Consider the following 18486-nt stretch of genomic DNA (forward strand, 5'->3'; position numbering starts at 1 on the left):
ATGCAAACTCTGAACACCACGCTGCTGATCATCGGCGGCGGCCCCGGCGGTTACGTGACGGCCATTCGCGCCGGGCAACTGGGCATTCCGACCATTCTGGTCGAGGGCGAATCGCTGGGCGGCACCTGCCTGAACATCGGCTGCATTCCGTCAAAAGCACTGATTCATGTGGCCGAACAGTTTCACCAGACTCAGCATCACAACCAGCATTCGGCACTGGGCATCAGCGTTTCGGCGCCGACCCTCGACATCACCAAGAGCGTCGAATGGAAGGACGGCATCGTTGATCGCCTGACCACCGGCGTCGCCGCGTTGCTAAAGAAGAACAAGGTTCAGGTCATCAATGGCTGGGCCAAGGTCATCGACGGCAAGACCGTGGAAGTCGGCGACACCCGCATCCAGTGCGAACACCTGGTGCTAGCCACCGGTTCGAAAAGCGTCAATCTGCCGATCCTGCCGATTGGCGGGCCGATCATATCGTCCACCGAGGCGCTGGCGCCGAAGTCGGTGCCGAAACGCCTGATCGTGGTGGGCGGTGGTTACATCGGTCTGGAATTGGGGATTGCCTATCGCAAGCTCGGCGCCGAGGTCAGTGTGGTCGAGGCGCAGGATCGGATCCTGCCGGCCTACGACGCCGAACTGACCCAACCAGTGCACGACGCGCTGAAGCAACTGGGCGTGAAGCTGTACCTCAAGCACAGCGTGCTGGGCTTCGACGGCACGTTGCAGGTGCGCGATCCGAACGGCGACACCCTGAACCTGGAAACCGATCAGGTGCTGGTGGCCGTTGGTCGCAAACCCAATACCCAGGGCTGGAACCTTGAAGCGTTGAACCTGGACATGAACGGCTCGGCGATCAAGATCGACAGCCGCTGCCAGACCAGCATGCGCAACGTCTACGCCATCGGCGACCTGAGCGGCGAGCCGATGCTGGCCCACCGCGCCATGGCTCAGGGCGAGATGGTTGCCGAGCTGATCAGCGGCAAGACCCGCGAATTCAACCCGACCGCCATTGCTGCCGTGTGCTTCACCGACCCGGAGCTGGTGGTCGTCGGCAAGACCCCGGACGAGGCCAAGGCGGCGGGACTTGACTGCATCGTGTCGAACTTCCCGTTCGCGGCCAATGGCCGGGCGATGACGCTGGAATCGAAAACCGGCTTCGTGCGGGTGGTCGCCCGTCGGGACAATCATGTGATTGTCGGCTGGCAGGCGGTGGGTGTCGGGGTATCGGAATTGTCGACTGCGTTCGCGCAAAGCCTGGAAATGGGCGCGCGACTGGAAGACATCGGCGGCACCATCCATGCGCACCCGACCCTGGGCGAAGCGGTGCAGGAAGCGGCGTTGCGTGCCCTCGGCCACGCGTTGCACCTGTAACGCTCGGTCGCAGATCGTTCCCACGCTCCGCGTGGGAATGCCTCCACGGACGCTCCGCGTTCGGCTGTTGGGACGCAGAGCGTCCCGGACTGCATTCCCACGCAGAGCGTGGGAACGATCAAAGGCAGAGATTTCGGGCTGCGAAACCGCTCAAGAATGAAGTATTGTTGTGCCCATCCAAAAAAACGTCAGAAGCCTTGAACCGCTTCGGCGGTTGTTCAGTGATAGAGGGTGTCATGGGTAACGAAAGCATCAACTGGGACAAGCTGGGTTTTGACTACATCAAGACCGACAAACGCTATCTGTCGTACTTTCGCAATGGCGAGTGGGACAAAGGCACCCTGACCGAAGACAACGTGCTGCACATCAGCGAAGGCTCCACTGCCCTTCACTATGGCCAGCAATGCTTCGAAGGCCTGAAGGCCTATCGTTGCAAGGACGGCTCGATCAACCTGTTCCGTCCGGACCAGAACGCCGCGCGCATGCAGCGCAGCTGCGCCCGCCTGCTGATGCCGCATGTGTCCACCGAGCAGTTCATCGAAGCGTGCAAGGAAGTGGTTCGCGCCAACGAGCGCTTCATCCCGCCTTACGGCACCGGCGGCGCGCTGTACCTGCGCCCGTTCGTGATCGGCGTGGGTGACAACATCGGCGTGCGTACCGCACCGGAGTTCATCTTCTCGGTATTCGCGATCCCGGTCGGCGCCTACTTCAAGGGCGGCCTGACCCCGCACAACTTCCAGATCTCCACCTTCGACCGCGCCGCTCCACAAGGCACCGGTGCCGCCAAGGTCGGTGGCAACTACGCCGCCAGCCTGATGCCGGGCTCCCAGGCCAAGAAAGCGCACTTCGCTGACGCCATCTACCTGGATCCGCTGACCCACAAGAAGATCGAAGAAGTCGGTTCGGCCAACTTCTTCGGGATCACCCACGACAACAAGTTCGTGACCCCGAACTCGCCGTCGGTACTGCCAGGCATCACCCGTCTGTCGCTGATCGAACTGGCCAAGTCCCGTCTGGGCCTGGAAGTGGTCGAAGGCGACGTGTTCATCGACAAGCTGTCGGACTTCAAGGAAGCCGGTGCCTGCGGTACTGCGGCGGTGATCACCCCAATCGGCGGCATCAGCTACAACGACCACCTGCACGTGTTCCACAGCGAAACCGAAGTCGGCCCTGTGACCCAGAAGCTCTACAAAGAGCTGACCGGCGTACAGACTGGCGACGTCGAAGCGCCAGCAGGCTGGATCGTCAAGGTTTGACCTGACGGCCAGATGCACAAAAGCCCCCATCGAGTGATCGATGGGGGCTTTTTTATTCGTTTGGCTCGGTGGCCTTCATGGCAATCCGCTTGCCCGCGCGACCGGCAATCCCGCTCGCCTGTCCGTTCTGCTGCTTGCCCATTCGCGCCTGGGTAATCAATCCGGGAATCAGCTCTCCTTCCGGCAGGTTCTTCCAGAACCGCGTCGGCAAATGCCCCTGCATGACTTTCTCGTTCAAACGCGCCGGGTTGAAGATGTGGCTGTAGTACGTCAGCCACAAGTCACCGTGGGGATCGTCGACATTCTGCGCCAGTTGCTGCCACTCCAGCGGACACTGACGTTCATGGATCAGTTGTTCACCATCGTAATAAACCCCGTCGCGAGGCGTGGCGATCAGCCAGCGATGCCGGCCCATGCGCCCGATAAAGTGTTCGCTGGCGCTGTGCAGAATGTCGTGGGCCGGTTCGTGCCATGCGACGTATTGCGGGCCCGGCAGCTCTGGCGGGCGCTCGATGAAGCGCACGAACGCATGCAGATGATGGGCTTCGCGCTGCACCTGCTTGATCCGCCGCTGCAACTCGCTGCCCAGTTTGTCTCCGGCCATCATTGCCGTGCGGTCGCCGTGGCTGACTCGCCACAGCACTTCATACAGCAAACTCCAGCGCTGATCGCCACGGTATCGCGACGCTTGTTCCAGGGTGTCGAGCAACGCACGCGGAATCCGTGCCTGAAACGGCCCCTGCCCTTCGGGCACTGACACGTCACTGGCAAACAGATCACTTACCACTTCCGACGCCCAGCTCACCAGACTCGGATCAATTTCATGGCTGAGCAGCCAGCGCGCCTGCTGGCGCCAGGTGTCGAACAGGTCGTCGCAGTCGAGATTGATCATCCCCACAGCCCCATCTGTTGCGGCATTGGTCGGTCGCGCAACTGCTGATAAAGCATCTGGCTAGTGACCTCGGCCTGCTGCGGGTGGTAATCGCTGGTGATGATGAACGGCTTGGCCTTGGCCAGCACACAGCGCATGCGCGCCACGTCTTCGTAGCGAATGCGCCGCTGCCGACGCAGTTCCACCAGACGTTCGGTGGTGCGCAGGCCGATGCCGGGAATGCGTGAAATCAACGCCGGTTCGGCGCGATTGAGGTCCAGCGGAAACACCTCGCGATTCTGCAGCGCCCAGGCCAGTTTCGGGTCGATGTCCAAAGCCAGATTGCCCGGCCCCGTAAGCAACTCACCGGCGGTATAGCCATAACCGCGCAACAGAAAATCCGCCTGATACAACCGGTGCTCGCGCATCAGTGGCGGTGCGGCCAGTGGCACACTTTTAGGACTGTCGGGAATCGGACTGAAGGCCGAGTAATAGACCCGGCGCAAACGGAAGTTGCCGTAGAGCGCCTGTGCGCTGTGCAGGATGGTGCTGTCGTCGGTGTCATCGGCACCCACAATCATTTGCGTGCTCTGCCCGGCCGGGGCGAACTTTGGTGCGCGAGGTTCGTTGAGCACGGTCTGCACACCGGTGTAGATGGTGTTCATCGCCTGCTTGATCGAGCCGATGTGCTTCTCCGGCGCGAGAGTTTGCAGGCTGGCATCGGTGGGCAATTCGATGTTGACGCTCAAACGGTCAGCATAACGCCCGGCCTCTTCGATCAACGCAGGATCCGCATCAGGGATGGTCTTGAGATGAATGTAGCCACGGAACTCATGCTCTTCGCGCAGCAGCTTGGCGACGCGCACCAGTTGCTCCATGGTGTAGTCCGCCGAACGAATGATCCCCGAGCTGAGAAACAACCCGCTGACGCAATTGCGCCGGTAGAAATCCAGGGTCAGCGTCACCACTTCCTCGGGCGTGAAACGCGCACGCGGCACGTCACTGGAGCGCCGGTTGACGCAGTATTGGCAGTCGTAGAGACAAAAGTTGGTCAGCAGAATCTTGAGCAGCGACACGCAACGCCCGTCCGGCGTGTAGCTGTGGCAGATGCCCATGCCATCGGTTGATCCCAGCCCGCTTTTGCCCTCGGAGCTGCGCTTGGGCGCGCCACTGCTCGCACAAGAAGCGTCGTACTTGGCGGCGTCGGCGAGGATGCTGAGCTTGTCAATGATTTGCATGGCACGGACTCGATACTGTTCGCATATACAGTATAGAGAGCGATTGGCTCATACAAGGTGCAATGCCGCTCTTCGTCGGAATGTCGCACCGCAGGAGTCAGGTCAATTTGACTCGGCAGCAGTCAGATTGACTCGATTCCACAAGCGTCATAATGACCATCAACCCTGCGCAGCCCTTGATATTAAAGGCTGTCCGGCATGGCCCGAAAATTGACTGGTCTCCCGTAGCCATTTGGCTGAAGACCAAAAACGGGAGTCGAACATGGATCATGTTTTTCAGGGCAAGCTTGCCGTCATCACCGGTGCCAGTTCGGGCATAGGCCTGGCCGCTACCGAACGCCTGCTCAATCAAGGCGCGCGCGTATTGGCCATGTCGCGAAAACTCGGCGCACTGGCCGAACTGCTTGAGCGGTATTCGCAGCAACTGGTGTGGAAACCCGGCGATGTCACTCAAGCTTCCGACCTAAACGCTTTGGCCGAACAGGCTGCACGCCTCGGTCCGGTGAATTTCGTAATCCCTGACGCCGGTATTGCGGAGCTCGCTGACGGGCTCGACAGTTCGGCGTTCGATCGCCAATGGGCAGTGAACGGCGCCGGCGCCCTGAACACCTTGGCCGCCCTGCGCCCGCACCTTGCAGACAAGGCGTCAGTGGTGTTCATCGGTACTTTTCTGGCCGGAATCAGTTTCGCGGGACTGGCCGCCTATATCGCATCAAAAGCAGCATTGATCGCCCACGCCCGAACCCTCGCGGTCGAGCTGGCACCCCACGGCGTGCGCATCAATTGCGTCTCCCCCGGCCCGACCGCAACGCCGATCTGGTCGACACTGGGCTTGAGCGACGAAGCGCTCGGCGACGTAGCCCGAGGCGTCAACCAACGACTATTGGGCGGACAATTCCTCGAACCTGCGGCAGTGGCCGACGTCATTCTGTTCCAGCTGGGCAATGGCGCACGCGGCGTCATCGGTCAGGACTGGGTGGTCGACAGCGGATACACCTTGAGCTAACGCGCATGCACCGATCCGGGCGTGGAATCAGCCAACTGGCGACCTGACGAATCCCGCCCGGCTTCGGGCAAAACCAGCCCCCAGCGCGATGACAATTCTCGGCGCCCCTGCACCGTCAATGTCAGCGCGCGACTGTCCAGATCCTGCGTCACCCATTTGCGCTTCAACGCAGCCTGCAACAACGCCGCCCCGAGCGAACCGCCCAGATGCGGCCGGCGCATGCTCCAGTCCAGGCACGGGCAGGCAAAGCGGCGGCGCATCGTCGACAGATCCTTGACCTCAATGCCCAGCCCTTCAAAAAACGCCTCGCCGCTGTCACTGAGGCGATAAACCTGCTCATCGGTTTCCACCAGCCAACCGCCCTCCAGCAACCGGTCATGCAACAACACCGCCAGCGTCCCGGCCATGTGGTCGTAGCAGGTGCGGGCGAATTGCAGGCGATCCGGCGTGTGCGGTTTGAAGGTCGGTGCGGGGTTCTGACCGATCACCATCAGCGCTTCCAGCGCCTGGGCCACGCGCTTGTCGGCGAGGCTGTAATAACGGTGGCGGCCCTGCACATGCAGGCGCACCAAGGCCAGATCCTTGAGCTTGGCCAGGTGTGCGCTGGCGGTCGAGGCGCTGACTTCGGCAAGGGTCGCCAGCTCGGTGGCGGTGCGGGCGTGGCCGTCCATCAGCGAGCACAGCATTTTGGTTCGCGCCGGTTCCGCGATGGCGGCGGCCACTTGCAAGACGCCGATGTCTTGGTGTTCTGCGTGCATATTTCGCTCCCGGACGAATCATCGCCCTCAAGGACTGGAGATAGTAGCAACACTTTCCCCACCGACAAGGTTGCGATCCATGGACCCGATCATCGCGGCGACTCACGCCGATCCCTACCCCTACTACGCCGAACTGCGCGCGGCGGGCGGGCTGACCTTTCATCACGGACTGAAACTGTGGGTGGCCAGCAGCGCCCGCGCGGTGTGCGCTGTGTTGGCGCATCCGGATTGCCGGGTGCGTCCGGTGCAGGAGCCGGTGCCCAAAGCCATCGCCGATGGCATGGCGGGCAAGGTGTTCGGCCAGTTGATGCGCATGAATGACGGTGAAGCTCAGCGCTGCCCGCGCTCAGCCATCGAGCCGCCGTTGGGGTTGATTGATCGGGAAGAAGTCAGCGCGCTGGTGTCCGCGCGGCTGATCACAAACGATGCCGACGGCCTCTATAAAGCCATGTTTCGCGGCCCGGTGTGCGTGGTTGCATCGCTGCTCGGATTCACCCCGGCGCAGGCACGCGTAATCAGTGAACTGACGGCGGATTTCGCGGCGTGTCTGTCGCCGCTGAGCAATGACCTGCAACTGGCGGCTGCCCATCGGGCGGCGGAGCAATTGCGCGGATACTTCATTGAATTGCTGGCGGACCCGAACCCGTTTCTCGCCGACATCCAACAGCGTTTTGTCGGTGATGAGGACGTACTGCTCGCCAACCTGATCGGCCTCTGTTCGCAGACGTTCGAGGCTACCGCGGGGCTTATCGGTAATGCGTTGGTGGCTTTGCAGCGTCAGCCTGAATTACGCGTGGCGTCAGTGGATTCGTTGCTCGCTGAAGTCCAGCGCTTTGATCCCTCGGTACAGAACACTCGCCGTTTTATGGCGAACAGCTGCGAAATCGACGGCGTGCGGCTGGAAGCCGGCGACGTGATTCTGGTGCTGCTGGCCTCGGCCAATCGTGACCCGGCACTGAATGAAAACCCCGATCGCTTTAGGGTGGATCGCCCGAACCGACGCAGCTTCACGTTCGGCAGCGGTCGGCATCAATGTCCCGGACAGACGCTGGCAATAACGATCGCCAGCGCCACGCTCACTGAAATCCTCGCCCGCAACATTGATCCGGGAAGATTCACGTGGCACTACCGGCCTTCGCTGAATGGACGAGTTCCGATGTTCAGCGAGGTGCAGCCTTAAGCGTTGCGCAATTCGATGGTCAGGTGCGAAAGCTCATGCACCGGCGCCAGGCGCTCACGGATCGCGTCGGCAGTCACGCCCGCCACCGCGACCACACTGACAATCGCCGCCCGCGCCTGCGGGCCGACCTGCCAGACGTGCAAATCGCTGATGCGCACATCATCGGAGGTTTCCAGCAGTTCGCGGATCTCCTCGGCCACGGGTTCATCGGTGGTGTCGAGCAACACGGCGGCGCTGTCGCGCATCAGGTTCCAGGCCCATTTGGCGATGACGACGGAACCGACGATGCCCATCACCGGGTCCATCCACACCCAGCCCAGATAGCGACCGGCCAGCAGCGCGGCAATCGCCAGCACCGATGTCAACGCGTCCGCCAATACGTGCACGTAGGCTGAACGCAGGTTGTTGTCGTGATGGTGGTGATGGCCATGATCGTGGCTGTGGTCGTGACTATGGCCGTGGTCGTGATGGCTGTGGTGACCGGCCAGCAGAAAAGCGCTGAGCAGATTGACGCCCAGGCCGACCACGGCAATCAAGGTTGCTTCGCCGAACGCCACACTGGTTGGCTGGAACAGACGGAAAACCGATTCCCCGGCAATCCCCAGCGACACCAGCCCCAGCACCATCGCCGAGGCAAAACCCGCCAGATCACCGACCTTGCCGGTGCCGAAACTGTAGCGTCGGTTGTTGGCGTTACGCCGCGCAAAACCATAGGCCGCCGCCGCGATGCCCAAGGCGCCGGCGTGGGTCGCCATGTGGAAACCGTCGGCCAGCAATGCCATGGAACCGGTGAGATAACCGGCGGCAATTTCGCCGATCATCATCACGAAAGTCAGCACCACCACCCACAGGGTACGGCGGGCGTTTTCATCGTGCGAAGCACCGAGAAACTGGTGGTTGTGGGAAAAGTCATCAACCTTGAGGGTCATGATGTCGGCGCTCACTTGGAATATCGGCGGATGGCCAGCAGCAACTCTTCCACGCCCTGGGCGCGGGCTTTGTCGCTAAGGTCGGGACGGGCGACATGCTCGCGGGCGTGGGCCTCGATGAACTGCTCCATCAAGCCATTGACCGCGCCGCGAATCGCCGCCATCAGGTGCAACGTCTTGGCACAATCGGCCTCGGACTCCAGCGCCCGTTCAACCGCCTGAACCTGCCCGGCAATACGCCGGACCCGGTTGAGCAACTCGCCTTTGTGTTCGTGCGTGTGCGACATACCTATACCCCCCACCCCTATATGGCGAGCATAGTCGCTGTTCCGATCGAGAGGGGCAAGGCCTGTTTTCGACCATCCGTCGCAGCTTGAATTTTTGACGTGAAAGGATTGAGGCGGAGCGTCAGTCGGCAACCGCCTCTGGAAGGTGTTTCAGAGGCAGGATCGTTGGGAACCCTCGTCTGTCAGGCCCATTGCAGTGGCGAAGACGACGAGAAGCAGAGGTCTACGTCCAGTTGCGCTGCAGCCGACAGGTTGACCAGCGCATCCAGAGAGAACTTGTCGATTTTGCCGTTGAGTACGTCGTTGAGGCGCGGCTGGGTGATGCCTAGACGCTTGGCCGCCTCCTTCTGCGGAAGCTCCCAGGCACGAATCGTTTCGCACAACGTGCGCATCAGCTTGGCCCGCAGGCGCATGTTGGCCGCTTCCTGCGGCGTGTCTTCCAGTGCATCCCAGACGCTTGCGAAACGCTGGGAAGAGTTTTGATGATCCGTCATGGTTCAACCTATTTCCTGGTATCTGGCCCGTGCCAGTTCTATGTCTCGCGTCTCGGTTTTGCGCGTGGTCTTTTGCAGGGCGTGCAGCACATAAATCGCGTCAGGCCGGTTGACCACATAAAACACTCGATACGCTCCTGAATCCTCGGTGATTCGGATTTCATTGACGCCCCGCCCGACGGTCTTCATGGGGCGCCAGTCAAAGGGTTCGTCACCCTGCTGCAACAGATCCAATTGGAATCCGGCAGCTCTGCGAGCATCGAGGGGAAAAGCTCTCAGATCCTTGAGCGCACTCCCGACAAATACCACGTCCTTGTGTCTTGGCATTGGCTTCTCCTGTGTTGGAAGGAAAAGCGTAATAGCCCGGACGGAATCGTGTTGCACAGGTGTGTTGCAAGGAATGGCAGCGATCACATACCAGCAGACTATATCGAAACCGATATAAATCAAGTTTGAATTGGCTTATCTGACATTTGGTATCACAAAGTAGAAATTCGCGAGCCAGCGCACCTGATATGCCGACGCAGAACCCTTGTGGGAGCGAGCTTGCTCGCGATGGCGGACTGAAAAATGAAGCATCATTTTGCCCTCATCCGAGAGGCTACATCGCCTTGCGCCTTTGCCTACAACTACGCCAGAATCCGCCGGCTTGTGCAGCTTGGGGCCTGCCAGTAACTTGATTCGCATCACTGAATGGTCAGTGAACGGGTTTAGTCGCTCGGTGCTTTTTCTCAAGTTCGCAAACTGTCATTCAGTCAGGTATCTCTACGCCTGTACTCAATGGTAGCTGTGCGCAGGGCGCCTTCGGGTGCGCCGGTAATGCTTGGGTACTGGTCGACTAACCTGCGTACAGCTGCCACCTATTGTTTAGTCGCAAGAACGTGTCAGCCTCATTTTGAGGTTACCCAGCAAATGTTCAAATACGTTCCCGATCCACCCGAAACTGACGTACCCAACGAGTCCGACCCAACCTCTCCTTACTCCACAACAGACTCAAAAAAACTCCACGAAGCCGCCGAGCGCGCCCTCGACCATTACCTGAAACCCACCGCCCCGAAACAGCACTGCCCCGGCCGCATGTTCCTCGTCGCCCCCGACCTGGATCAGCATGCCCTGCTGGCCCACGCCTGCGAATCGATGACTTCGGCAAGCGTGATGCTCAGCAACTTCGCCGCGCTGCTGGACCCGCCCTACCGCAACACTGTGCTGGGCATCGCCCAAGTGGTGATGTGTGGCGAACTGGCTGTGAACCGGGCGCTGGACACTCTCGATGCCACGACCTGAGGAACACCCATGGAAAGCAAATCCGATGCACACATCATCGCCGCCCTGATCTCCATCGGCCTCAACGAGAAAGACAGCCAATGGGCCCAGAAAGCCTGTCTGCTACTGCTCGAGAGCGAACGGAAATCCATCGTCAGCGCCGCACTCACCGCCCTCACCCAACTCGCCCGAGACCATGGCGAACTGGACCACACCCGCCTGCTGCCGGCACTCACCAGCGTAAAACGCAGATTTCCAAGCCTGACCGGCACGGTTGCCGCGACGCTGGATGAGATGGCGATGGCTGCGTAACACCTGGGGCATAAGGCAAGAAAAAACCCGCTGCCTCCGTTGAGGGAGGCAGCGGGTTTTGTGTTTACAACTCATAAGAAATCGCTCCACGGATCTTGCCGAGAGCGTCATTTTGTAACAACCGTTTGAGCTTCAGAACCGTCCTACATCTTTCAAATGCTCATTCAGATAGCGTTCCCAACGCTTTAAAAGTTGGAACAAGGACGCTCATGGCTCGAAAATCAGATATTCCCCGAATACAAAATCCCCCCTCAGGCGACGGGCACCACATCACTACCCGCTACATGACTGCTACCGAACTGGCAGAGCAGAACGCCAGACAAAAAAAGTACGACGAGATGCAGGCCAGGCAACAAGCCTACGAAGATCGCTTTCTTCGGCAGTCTCAACAACCGAATCAACACAGCGCCCTAGGGTGTGTATTTACCAAGAGCTGCAACCTCCCCGACGGCGTCATCAACCATGAAAGCCCCGCAGGGTTTATCCCGGTCGAACGACTGGCTGACTTTGGAGCATTCACCTTGCTCGGTGGCCGCGAATTAGACGCGGCGGGAAATATCACCCTCAAAAGAATAGGTGGTGCCAAGTTACCGTCTGCTATAGGCACGCTTCTCTTGGGAGGCTCGGCTTCTATTGGCACCAGCACAAGCACCATATCCAGTGTGGGCGCAATCACGGGCGGTGTTGCCGCAGGTGCTTTAGCGGGCATGGTTGCACTTTTGTGGCCATCCAATCTTGGTGACAGTTCACTCTATACCGAAGAACAGCTCAGATCGCTGAAGGAAGGCCGAACACGTATTCGACTACAGGTAGAGCAACAGCCCGATGGCAGTCTCAAAGGGTACGGGTACAACACTCAAAAGCGCCCTGACTGGGAAATGATTCCGGTTGTGCAGTTCACAGCCCAAGGCTCTCGCCAAGTGGCTGACTTTGGCAATGGCGTCACGTTGACCTGGACGCCTGCCGTCGATTCATCCAGCACCTCGGGTATCCCACCGCTGGAAGGTGCCCCACAAACTCCGACTATCTGGATTTATCCGCCGACTGAGCAAGCAGACAAAATCATCGTCAACCCGATCTATCCGCCGGAGTACGAGGATTTCATCCTTGTGTTTCCGGCTGACTCCGGGGTGCAGCCTCTGTATGTTGTGCTCTCCAGGCCAGCACTGGGCGGTGATATCAAATACCACAGGCCCCCACGCACACTGCCCGCATTCCCGGATGCCCAACCAGTCAAATCAAAAAGCAGCGTTCAGGGTGGAGGAGGCAAGCGAAGCCGCTGGAAGGACCGGAAGGGGCGAATATATGAATGGGATAGCAAGACTGGCGCTATTGAGCTTTACAACAAACAAGGCAAACACCTTGGTGAATTCAACCACGAAACCGGTGAACAAATAGATCCCGCAGACCCCGAGAGATCTACCCCGAAGTAATACAGGAGGCTTTTAATGTTTTTATGGATAAGTGGCTTTTTGAAAGGTGATGAAGAGGACGACTCTTTGAAGTTTGAACTGACGGTGAAGCCTGAGGCAGAAGCTGCGGTTTTAGCGTTGCTGGGTTGGGAAAGCCTGGAAGAAAGCGAGGCCGGAGAATGGTTATTGAATGACGGTCAGGTCCGGCAAATTGCGTCAGTCCTTAATGAACACCTACCAACTGAACTAGATCTTTTTATCGGGGTTCGGGAATAGTTGAGTCTTTTCTATCAAGAACCAACAGTGAACCACGATGAAGCAGTGAGGATTCTTGAAAGCGGCGTGGAAAGGAATGTTGTCGCTGGATTGATTTCTATTGGCTTGAACGAATCAGACAGAATCTGGGCTCAGCAAACCTGCCTGAAGTATTTCGCCAGCAGCAATGAGTCGGTTGTCGCATCTGCCATTACCGCTTTGGGCCACATTGCTCGAAGGCACGGCAAACTGGACAAAGACATTGCCTTCGCGGCCCTGGAAGAAGCAAAGACAAGATTCCCCTCCCTGGAAGGCGTGATCGCAGACACGCTTGACGACATTGAGGCATTTACCTGATTCATCGGGCCCTTGCATGCAGGACGTTGTGATCAGGAACGCCCCTCATCACAACGTACTCACCCACGAGCTTCAATCCTCCCGCGTCAAAACCTCAAGCAACTCAATCTCGAACACCAGATTCGAATTCGGCGGAATCTTGCCCATCGTCCGCTCGCCGTAACCCAGATGCGCCGGCACCAGCAGCTTGCGCTTGCCACCCACCTGCATGCCCATGATCCCTTGATCCCAACCCTTGATGACCCGGCCCGTGCCGATCACGCACTGAAACGGCTTGCCCCGGCTCCAGGACGAATCGAATTCGGTGCCGTCTTCCAGCCAACCGGTGTATTGGGTGGTGATCAACGCGCCTTTGACGGCGGCTTTTCCGTCGCCGGGCTGAAGATCGATTATCTGCAGTTCATCATTCATAACATTCGCTCTATTGTTCCGCTGGCCGCCGTTTTCCCAGAAATACCGGCCATTGGCAACCGTTTGACCCTACGTCGGCCGTGATGGATGATGGCCACCCGCTACCAATCCTGATCGATACGCCATGACAGCGACGCTTGAATGACTCAACTCTGGATCAGCTTCGCCATTGTCGTTGTGCTGTTGGTCGTGATCGCCGTTCTGATCCGCCGAGTGCGCGAGCTTCGTCAGCAACTCGCCGAGTATCGCGAACTGCTCACCCGCGCCGCCGAGGGCCAGAACATCCGTCAGGATGGCGACGCCGACCGCTTCAAGCGCAGCCAGTATTTTGCGCGGATCGGCACTTGGGATTGGGAAGTCGACACGGATCGACTCTATTGGTCCGACGCAATATTCGGCATGTTCGGCTTCAAGATCGGCGAAGTGACACCCTCCTACGCGCTGTTCTGTTCCTGCGTACACCCCGATGACCGCGCCAGGGTGCGCGCGGGGGAATTGCGATGCCTGGAGACTGGCGAAAACCACGATGAGGAATACCGCGTGGTCTGGCCCGACGGCACAATCCGCTGGCTGCGGGAAACCGGCAATGTGGTGCGCAACGATCACGACGCGGTGATCAAGATGATGGGCGTGGTGCGCGACATTACCGAAGAAAAGGCCTCGGCCAGCTACCTCCAGCACCTCGCTCATTTCGACCCGTTGACCGGCCTGCCCAACCGCCTGGTGCTGGAAGAACGGCTATCGGAAGCACTCGAACATGCCCGCATGACCGAAACGCGGGTGGCACTGGTGTTCATCGATCTCAACGGCTTCAAGGGGATCAACGACCGCTACGGTCACGCCGCCGGCGACCGCGTTCTGATCACCACCGCCACCCGCCTGAAACGCATCCTGCGAGTCAGTGACACCGTTGCGCGTATCGGCGGCGACGAGTTCGTGGTCATTCTGCAAGGCCTCGCCCCCGGCCTGAACCTGCAGGACGAAGCGCGCAGTATCTGCCAGAAGATCTTCATCGAACTGTCCCCGCCCATTCCCATCGGCAACGACCAACGCCACATCGGCACCAGCCTCGGCGTCGCCGTCTTCCCCGACCACGCACCGACCATGGACCGGCTGCTGCACATTGCGGATCTGGCGATGTACGAGGCCAAACGCAGCGGGAACAATCAGTATCGGTTGGGTGGCGGGCAGACGCTGAGTCATGGCCGGGCTGATTGAATTTCAGCGCTCGGGCGTACCGAACACAACGCCATTGAAGGTATGCGTGCAGCACTGGCAACTGGGCGTCATGTCTTCGGCTTTCAGGGCGGGATTGACGATTTGCAGGCGCTTGTTCTCATCGACGTATAACCCGCTGTAGATGCTGGACTCACCCACCCCCACCACATCCCTTCGCTCATGTTCATGCAGAGCGACCATCCAGAACACGGGTTCCTGCCGATCCAGCCGCGAAACGGATTCACTGAAAATCTCGTCCCAGTCACCGCCGACACGCGACAACAGAAAGCGAAACAACGGCGTGTAATCGTAGCCATGATGCTTGATGCCATGCATCGAACCGCGTGTAGCCTCGCTGTTGATTTCAGCCTTGGTGTTTCGCTGATGCCGGTAATGTCCGCCGGGATTGTTGCGACGGACGTTATGGGTGGTCGTATTTTCTTTGCGGTAAAGGGGTTTCTTATCCAACCTATTGCTCCTGACATCCAGTCACTCGAAACGCCCCTCGCGTTTTACCGGAACGGCGCTCGAATGCAATCAACCGTCCATGGCCAATTGTTGCTTGAGGTCAGCGCTCCACCGGCTGAATCGCCACAATCGTCCCGTTGGTGATCATCACCATCACGTATTTATCGTTGATCTGTACCCACTGCGCCTGCGGTTCCGGCTGCTTGAGGCCTTTCTGTTTCCAGTTTTTGATGGCTTTTTCGCTGCGCTGGTAGATATCCGGGGCGCGGTCGTTGACGTTCAGTTCGCGGTTGCCGGTCGGTGATTGTTCGACGGTGTCGTTCGAGGTTTGCGCCGCTTGAACGAGAGGGCTGATCCCGGCGATGCCGGCGACGAGGGCCAGGCTGGCGATTAGGGTCTTGTTGTTCATCGGTGAACCTCCTGAAATGTGTGATACCTGAACTCCGACTGCGGGGTTCTGGAATCATTCCTTGTTTTTTGATGAAGCTGAACCGGAGATTGTAGTCGCGCCCCGGAACGCGATCCGGGCTCGTCCGCCACCGGGCGAATACAGTCAACGGCATCCATTTGCGATAAGATCGCGCGCCCCTGCCGAGTGAATAAGGACATCACCGTGAAGATCTACCTCATCGTCAATCTGGTATTGCTTGCGCTGCTGGGGCTCTACGCTGTCAATCTTTTCAACAAGCTTGTTGCCCGGCGCAACGAGATCAAGAACGCATTTGCCCAGGTCGAAGTGCAGCTCAAACGCCGCTATGACCTGATCCCCAATCTGGTCAGCATTGCCAAGGGTTATCTGGCCCATGAGCGCGAAACCCTTGAAGCGGTGATCGCCGCACGCAATGCCGCCGTGGCCGGACTTGAGGCTGCACAGGCGAAACCGGGCAGCGCCCAGAACATCGCGCAATTGGGGCGGGCGGACAGCGCACTCAGCAGCGCGGTGGGTCGCTTGAACCTGACGCTGGAGGCTTATCCGGAACTCAAGGCCTCGCAGAACATGCAACAACTGAGCGAAGAGCTGAGCAGCACCGAAAACAAGGTGAGTTTCGCGCGGCAGGCGTTCAACGATGCGGTGATGGCCTACAACACGCTCAAGCAGAGCTTTCCGGCGGTGCTGCTGGCGGCCAGTTTTGGCCATCGCGAGGATGCGGTTCCGTTGAAGTTTGCCGATACGCTGGCCATCAAGACCGCGCCCAACGTTTCTTTCTGACTTCTTCTCTCCATGGATGGCTCGATGAACTTTTTCGAACGACAAACCCAGGCCCGAAACCAGACGCAACGGCTGGTGTGCATGATGATTCTGGCGATTGTCATGCTGATCGGGATGACCAGCCTGCCCTTCGTCTTCAATGGTTTTGAGGATTACCTGAGCGGGACTGGCACGCTGGCGGACGCGTTTCTGGCAATGGCCGTTATCGCATCGTTCATTAGCAGCATCGTGGTGATTGGCGGTCTGCTGAAATATCGGCAACTGCGGGCGGGCGGCAAGGTCGTCGCGGAGAAACTGGGTGGCCGCCTGCTCAATGGCAATGTGCGTACCCTGGACGAGCAGCGGTTGATGAACGTCGTCGAAGAAATGGCGATTGCCTCCGGCACCTGCATGCCGGCGGTGTATCTGTTACCGGACGAAAGCATCAACGCCTTCGCGGCCGGATTTACACCGGAGGACGCGGCCATTGGTGTGACCCGTGGCGCGGTGGCGCTGCTGACCCGGGAAGAACTGCAAGGGGTGATCGCCCACGAATTCAGCCACATTTTCAACGGTGACATGCGCCTCAACACGCAACTGGTGGCGGTGGTACACGGCCTGTTGGTGCTGGGGCTGGCCGGCACTTACATACTGGCCAGCCTGCTCAAGCGCGACAAACGCGACGTGCGATTGATGCTGGTGGTTTTTGCGCTCGGTGCCGCACTGTGCGTGGCCGGGTTGATCGGAAACCTGTACGGCAATCTGATCAAGGCCGCAGTCAGTCGTCAGCGTGAGTTCCTCGCTGATGCCAGCGCGGTGCAGTACACGCGCAATCCGCAAAGCATTGTCGGTGCCCTGAAAAAAATCGGCGCCCATGCACAAGGCTCGGTAATCAGATCGCCCCGTGCCGCCGAGTTCAGTCATTTGTTTTTCAGCACCGGCGGCTCAGGTTGGCTGAGCCGGATGTTTGCGACCCACCCTGATCTGAGCGTGCGGATTCGTCGAATCGATCCGCAGTGGGATGGGAGTTTTACGACGGCTGCCGCAGCGGGCAAACCGGTGCCTGATCAGATGGCGGCAACGGCGGATTGATTCAGACTCCACGTCCACGGATGGCTAGATGAATTTCTTTGAACAACAGTGCCGGGCCAAACGTCGCTCGGTGCAGCTCGTGATCCTGATGTTTCTCGCCGTACTCGGCTTGATTCTTGTGTCCTTCATGCTCCTGATTCTGCCGATCTCGTACGGCAAAACGCTCGAGGATCTGGCGGAAAACTGGCAGTTTTTCGCGATCATTGCAGCGCTGGTAACGGGTGTTGTGTTGCTCGGCGGACTGTTCAAATACGTCGAATTGACAGGGGGCGGAAAAGTGGTCGCGCGCCGTTTGGGTGGTCGTCTGATCAACCATGACGCGCGAACTCTGGAAGAGCGCCGCCTGGTCAACGTAGTGGAGGAAATGGCCTTGGCCTCTGGCACCGCCGTTCCTTGCGTGTATCTCTTGCCGGATCAGGGCATCAATGCATTTGCCGCCGGTTTCACCCCTCAGGATGCAGTGATCGGCGTCACTCAAGGTGCGATAAGCCTGTTGTCACGCGATGAACTGCAAGGCGTGATCGCCCACGAATTCAGCCACATCTATAACGGCGACATGCGCCTGAACACCCAACTGGTCGCGATCGTTCACGGGATCATGGTGATCGGGTTGGCCGGAAACCATCTCTTGCGCGGTCTTGAGGACACACCACATTCATCTGCCAATCGTAAGCAACCGACCATTCTGGTCAGCATGTTTGGCACTGCGCTGTGCATTGTCGGATTCTCCGGGACGTTCTTCGGCAACCTGATCAAGGCTGCAGTCAGCCGGCAACGCAAATTCCTGGCCGATGCGACCGCCGTGCAATACACCCGCAACCCCGACAGTATTGCCGGGGCACTGAAGAAAATCGGCGGATACAAAATGGGCTCGACCCTCAAGGCCGCCCGTACCGCCGAGTTCAGCCACCTGTTTTTCGGCCCTGGCACTTCCAGCTCTCTTCTGCTCTCGGGCCATCCGGATCTGCGTGAACGCATTCGCAGGATAGACCCTGACTGGGACGGGACTTTTGTGAACATCGCCGCACCAGCGCAAGACTCGATGGTAGCCAGAACCGTACAGGCAGCGACGCCAAAACAGCTGCCATAGCACGCCATTGATCTGCATAGCGCATC

At 59.1% G+C, this 18486-nt stretch carries 23 protein-coding genes; 13 read left to right on the forward strand and 10 right to left on the reverse strand.

What is annotated here, in order from left to right; all coding sequences use genetic code 11:
• Window positions 1-1374 (forward strand): dihydrolipoyl dehydrogenase, encoded by a 1374-nt coding sequence (gene lpdA, locus AC07XZ_RS24195; protein WP_102687774.1) that lies wholly within the window; start codon window positions 1-3, stop codon window positions 1372-1374.
• 236 nt (window positions 1375-1610) lie between these two features.
• Window positions 1611-2630, forward strand: coding sequence for a branched-chain amino acid aminotransferase (locus AC07XZ_RS24200; protein WP_011334831.1), 1020 nt, complete (start codon window positions 1611-1613; stop codon window positions 2628-2630).
• A gap of 52 nt (window positions 2631-2682) precedes the next feature.
• Here the strand turns inward: AC07XZ_RS24200 and AC07XZ_RS24205 are convergent, their stop codons facing one another.
• Window positions 2683-3522 (reverse strand): TIGR03915 family putative DNA repair protein, encoded by an 840-nt coding sequence (locus tag AC07XZ_RS24205; protein ID WP_102687775.1) that lies wholly within the window; start codon window positions 3520-3522, stop codon window positions 2683-2685.
• On the reverse strand, window positions 3519-4739 hold the full coding sequence (locus AC07XZ_RS24210) for a putative DNA modification/repair radical SAM protein (RefSeq protein WP_074688836.1): 1221 nt from the start codon (window positions 4737-4739) through the stop codon (window positions 3519-3521). The genes AC07XZ_RS24205 and AC07XZ_RS24210 overlap by 4 nt, the downstream gene beginning before the upstream one ends.
• A gap of 262 nt (window positions 4740-5001) precedes the next feature.
• Between AC07XZ_RS24210 and AC07XZ_RS24215 the strand changes: the two genes are divergently transcribed.
• Window positions 5002-5745 carry an SDR family NAD(P)-dependent oxidoreductase gene (locus AC07XZ_RS24215; RefSeq protein ID WP_102687776.1) on the forward strand — a complete coding sequence of 248 codons (744 nt, stop codon included), beginning with the start codon at window positions 5002-5004 and terminating at the stop codon, window positions 5743-5745.
• Here AC07XZ_RS24215 and AC07XZ_RS24220 read toward each other — a convergent pair.
• Window positions 5742-6503, reverse strand: a complete 762-nt coding sequence (locus tag AC07XZ_RS24220) for an ArsR/SmtB family transcription factor (protein ID WP_102687777.1) — start codon at window positions 6501-6503, stop codon at window positions 5742-5744. The two genes, AC07XZ_RS24215 and AC07XZ_RS24220, sit on opposite strands and share 4 nt — an antisense overlap.
• A gap of 79 nt (window positions 6504-6582) precedes the next feature.
• Here AC07XZ_RS24220 and AC07XZ_RS24225 point away from each other — a divergent pair, with 79 nt between their 5' ends.
• Window positions 6583-7683 (forward strand): cytochrome P450, encoded by a 1101-nt coding sequence (locus tag AC07XZ_RS24225; RefSeq protein ID WP_102687778.1) that lies wholly within the window; start codon window positions 6583-6585, stop codon window positions 7681-7683.
• On the opposite strand, the gene dmeF is transcribed toward AC07XZ_RS24225, so the two are convergent.
• The 4 genes from dmeF to AC07XZ_RS24245 form a co-directional block, all read right to left on the reverse strand.
• Window positions 7680-8612 carry a CDF family Co(II)/Ni(II) efflux transporter DmeF gene (gene dmeF / locus AC07XZ_RS24230; protein WP_102687832.1) on the reverse strand — a complete coding sequence of 311 codons (933 nt, stop codon included), beginning with the start codon at window positions 8610-8612 and terminating at the stop codon, window positions 7680-7682. The genes AC07XZ_RS24225 and dmeF overlap by 4 nt on opposite strands.
• Window positions 8613-8623: 11 nt before the next feature.
• A complete protein-coding gene (locus tag AC07XZ_RS24235; protein ID WP_102687779.1) occupies window positions 8624-8899 on the reverse strand; it encodes a metal/formaldehyde-sensitive transcriptional repressor in 276 nt (91 codons plus the stop codon).
• A gap of 182 nt (window positions 8900-9081) precedes the next feature.
• Window positions 9082-9393 carry a helix-turn-helix domain-containing protein gene (locus tag AC07XZ_RS24240; protein ID WP_096822566.1) on the reverse strand — a complete coding sequence of 104 codons (312 nt, stop codon included), beginning with the start codon at window positions 9391-9393 and terminating at the stop codon, window positions 9082-9084.
• A 3-nt stretch (window positions 9394-9396) separates the two neighbouring features.
• Window positions 9397-9720, reverse strand: a complete 324-nt coding sequence (locus tag AC07XZ_RS24245; RefSeq protein WP_102687780.1) for a type II toxin-antitoxin system RelE/ParE family toxin — start codon at window positions 9718-9720, stop codon at window positions 9397-9399.
• Window positions 9721-10305: 585 nt separating this feature from the next.
• On the opposite strand from AC07XZ_RS24245, the gene AC07XZ_RS24250 reads away from it, so the two are divergent.
• The 5 genes from AC07XZ_RS24250 to AC07XZ_RS24270 all read left to right on the forward strand — a co-directional run bounded on the left by AC07XZ_RS24250 (window position 10306) and on the right by AC07XZ_RS24270 (window position 12992).
• A complete protein-coding gene (locus AC07XZ_RS24250; protein WP_102687781.1) occupies window positions 10306-10677 on the forward strand; it encodes a DUF6124 family protein in 372 nt (123 codons plus the stop codon).
• Window positions 10678-10686: 9 nt separating this feature from the next.
• Window positions 10687-10968 carry a hypothetical protein gene (locus tag AC07XZ_RS24255; RefSeq protein WP_102687782.1) on the forward strand — a complete coding sequence of 94 codons (282 nt, stop codon included), beginning with the start codon at window positions 10687-10689 and terminating at the stop codon, window positions 10966-10968.
• A 209-nt stretch (window positions 10969-11177) separates the two neighbouring features.
• Entirely contained in the window at window positions 11178-12401 is a 1224-nt protein-coding gene (locus tag AC07XZ_RS24260) for a colicin E3/pyocin S6 family cytotoxin (RefSeq protein WP_102687783.1), read from the forward strand.
• A gap of 15 nt (window positions 12402-12416) precedes the next feature.
• Complete coding sequence (locus AC07XZ_RS24265; RefSeq protein ID WP_011334842.1) at window positions 12417-12656, forward strand: pyocin S6 family toxin immunity protein; 240 nt, start codon at window positions 12417-12419, stop codon at window positions 12654-12656.
• A 27-nt stretch (window positions 12657-12683) separates the two neighbouring features.
• Window positions 12684-12992, forward strand: coding sequence for a hypothetical protein (locus AC07XZ_RS24270; RefSeq protein ID WP_240664954.1), 309 nt, complete (start codon window positions 12684-12686; stop codon window positions 12990-12992).
• Window positions 12993-13064: 72 nt separating this feature from the next.
• Here AC07XZ_RS24270 and AC07XZ_RS24275 read toward each other — a convergent pair whose 3' ends face one another.
• Window positions 13065-13403 (reverse strand): FKBP-type peptidyl-prolyl cis-trans isomerase, encoded by a 339-nt coding sequence (locus AC07XZ_RS24275; protein WP_007952931.1) that lies wholly within the window; start codon window positions 13401-13403, stop codon window positions 13065-13067.
• A 141-nt stretch (window positions 13404-13544) separates the two neighbouring features.
• On the opposite strand from AC07XZ_RS24275, the gene AC07XZ_RS24280 reads away from it, so the two are divergent.
• Window positions 13545-14621: a sensor domain-containing diguanylate cyclase gene (locus AC07XZ_RS24280; RefSeq protein ID WP_102687785.1), complete on the forward strand. Its 1077-nt coding sequence runs from the start codon at window positions 13545-13547 to the stop codon at window positions 14619-14621.
• A 3-nt stretch (window positions 14622-14624) separates the two neighbouring features.
• On the opposite strand, the gene AC07XZ_RS24285 is transcribed toward AC07XZ_RS24280, so the two are convergent.
• Both AC07XZ_RS24285 and AC07XZ_RS24290 read right to left on the reverse strand, forming a co-directional pair.
• Entirely contained in the window at window positions 14625-15089 is a 465-nt protein-coding gene (locus AC07XZ_RS24285) for a hypothetical protein (protein WP_102719550.1), read from the reverse strand.
• 100 nt (window positions 15090-15189) lie between these two features.
• Window positions 15190-15498 (reverse strand): RcnB family protein, encoded by a 309-nt coding sequence (locus AC07XZ_RS24290; RefSeq protein WP_064597595.1) that lies wholly within the window; start codon window positions 15496-15498, stop codon window positions 15190-15192.
• Window positions 15499-15702: 204 nt separating this feature from the next.
• On the opposite strand from AC07XZ_RS24290, the gene AC07XZ_RS24295 reads away from it, so the two are divergent.
• The 3 genes from AC07XZ_RS24295 to AC07XZ_RS24305 are packed head-to-tail and all read left to right on the forward strand — an operon-like array spanning window position 15703 to window position 18460.
• Window positions 15703-16299, forward strand: a complete 597-nt coding sequence (locus AC07XZ_RS24295; protein WP_102687787.1) for a LemA family protein — start codon at window positions 15703-15705, stop codon at window positions 16297-16299.
• A gap of 24 nt (window positions 16300-16323) precedes the next feature.
• A complete protein-coding gene (locus AC07XZ_RS24300) occupies window positions 16324-17370 on the forward strand; it encodes a M48 family metallopeptidase (protein WP_102687788.1) in 1047 nt (348 codons plus the stop codon).
• 28 nt (window positions 17371-17398) lie between these two features.
• A complete protein-coding gene (locus AC07XZ_RS24305) occupies window positions 17399-18460 on the forward strand; it encodes a M48 family metallopeptidase (protein WP_102687789.1) in 1062 nt (353 codons plus the stop codon).
• The last annotated feature ends 26 nt before the right edge of the window (window positions 18461-18486 follow it).

It is taken from the genome of Pseudomonas sp. GW458-11-26-14-LB4, assembly GCF_059423925.1.

Coding starts and splice junctions, on each gene's coding strand:
- lpdA (WP_102687774.1), top strand. CDS start 1: ATGCAAACTCTGAACACCACGCTGCTGATCATCGGCGGCGGCCCCGGC.
- AC07XZ_RS24200 (WP_011334831.1), top strand. CDS start 1,611: ATGGGTAACGAAAGCATCAACTGGGACAAGCTGGGTTTTGACTACATC.
- AC07XZ_RS24205 (WP_102687775.1), bottom strand. CDS start 3,522: ATGATCAATCTCGACTGCGACGACCTGTTCGACACCTGGCGCCAGCAG.
- AC07XZ_RS24210 (WP_074688836.1), bottom strand. CDS start 4,739: ATGCAAATCATTGACAAGCTCAGCATCCTCGCCGACGCCGCCAAGTAC.
- AC07XZ_RS24215 (WP_102687776.1), top strand. CDS start 5,002: ATGGATCATGTTTTTCAGGGCAAGCTTGCCGTCATCACCGGTGCCAGT.
- AC07XZ_RS24220 (WP_102687777.1), bottom strand. CDS start 6,503: ATGCACGCAGAACACCAAGACATCGGCGTCTTGCAAGTGGCCGCCGCC.
- AC07XZ_RS24225 (WP_102687778.1), top strand. CDS start 6,583: ATGGACCCGATCATCGCGGCGACTCACGCCGATCCCTACCCCTACTAC.
- dmeF (WP_102687832.1), bottom strand. CDS start 8,612: ATGACCCTCAAGGTTGATGACTTTTCCCACAACCACCAGTTTCTCGGT.
- AC07XZ_RS24235 (WP_102687779.1), bottom strand. CDS start 8,899: ATGTCGCACACGCACGAACACAAAGGCGAGTTGCTCAACCGGGTCCGG.
- AC07XZ_RS24240 (WP_096822566.1), bottom strand. CDS start 9,393: ATGACGGATCATCAAAACTCTTCCCAGCGTTTCGCAAGCGTCTGGGAT.
- AC07XZ_RS24245 (WP_102687780.1), bottom strand. CDS start 9,720: ATGCCAAGACACAAGGACGTGGTATTTGTCGGGAGTGCGCTCAAGGAT.
- AC07XZ_RS24250 (WP_102687781.1), top strand. CDS start 10,306: ATGTTCAAATACGTTCCCGATCCACCCGAAACTGACGTACCCAACGAG.
- AC07XZ_RS24255 (WP_102687782.1), top strand. CDS start 10,687: ATGGAAAGCAAATCCGATGCACACATCATCGCCGCCCTGATCTCCATC.
- AC07XZ_RS24260 (WP_102687783.1), top strand. CDS start 11,178: ATGGCTCGAAAATCAGATATTCCCCGAATACAAAATCCCCCCTCAGGC.
- AC07XZ_RS24265 (WP_011334842.1), top strand. CDS start 12,417: ATGTTTTTATGGATAAGTGGCTTTTTGAAAGGTGATGAAGAGGACGAC.
- AC07XZ_RS24275 (WP_007952931.1), bottom strand. CDS start 13,403: ATGAATGATGAACTGCAGATAATCGATCTTCAGCCCGGCGACGGAAAA.
- AC07XZ_RS24280 (WP_102687785.1), top strand. CDS start 13,545: ATGACTCAACTCTGGATCAGCTTCGCCATTGTCGTTGTGCTGTTGGTC.
- AC07XZ_RS24290 (WP_064597595.1), bottom strand. CDS start 15,498: ATGAACAACAAGACCCTAATCGCCAGCCTGGCCCTCGTCGCCGGCATC.
- AC07XZ_RS24300 (WP_102687788.1), top strand. CDS start 16,324: ATGAACTTTTTCGAACGACAAACCCAGGCCCGAAACCAGACGCAACGG.
- AC07XZ_RS24305 (WP_102687789.1), top strand. CDS start 17,399: ATGAATTTCTTTGAACAACAGTGCCGGGCCAAACGTCGCTCGGTGCAG.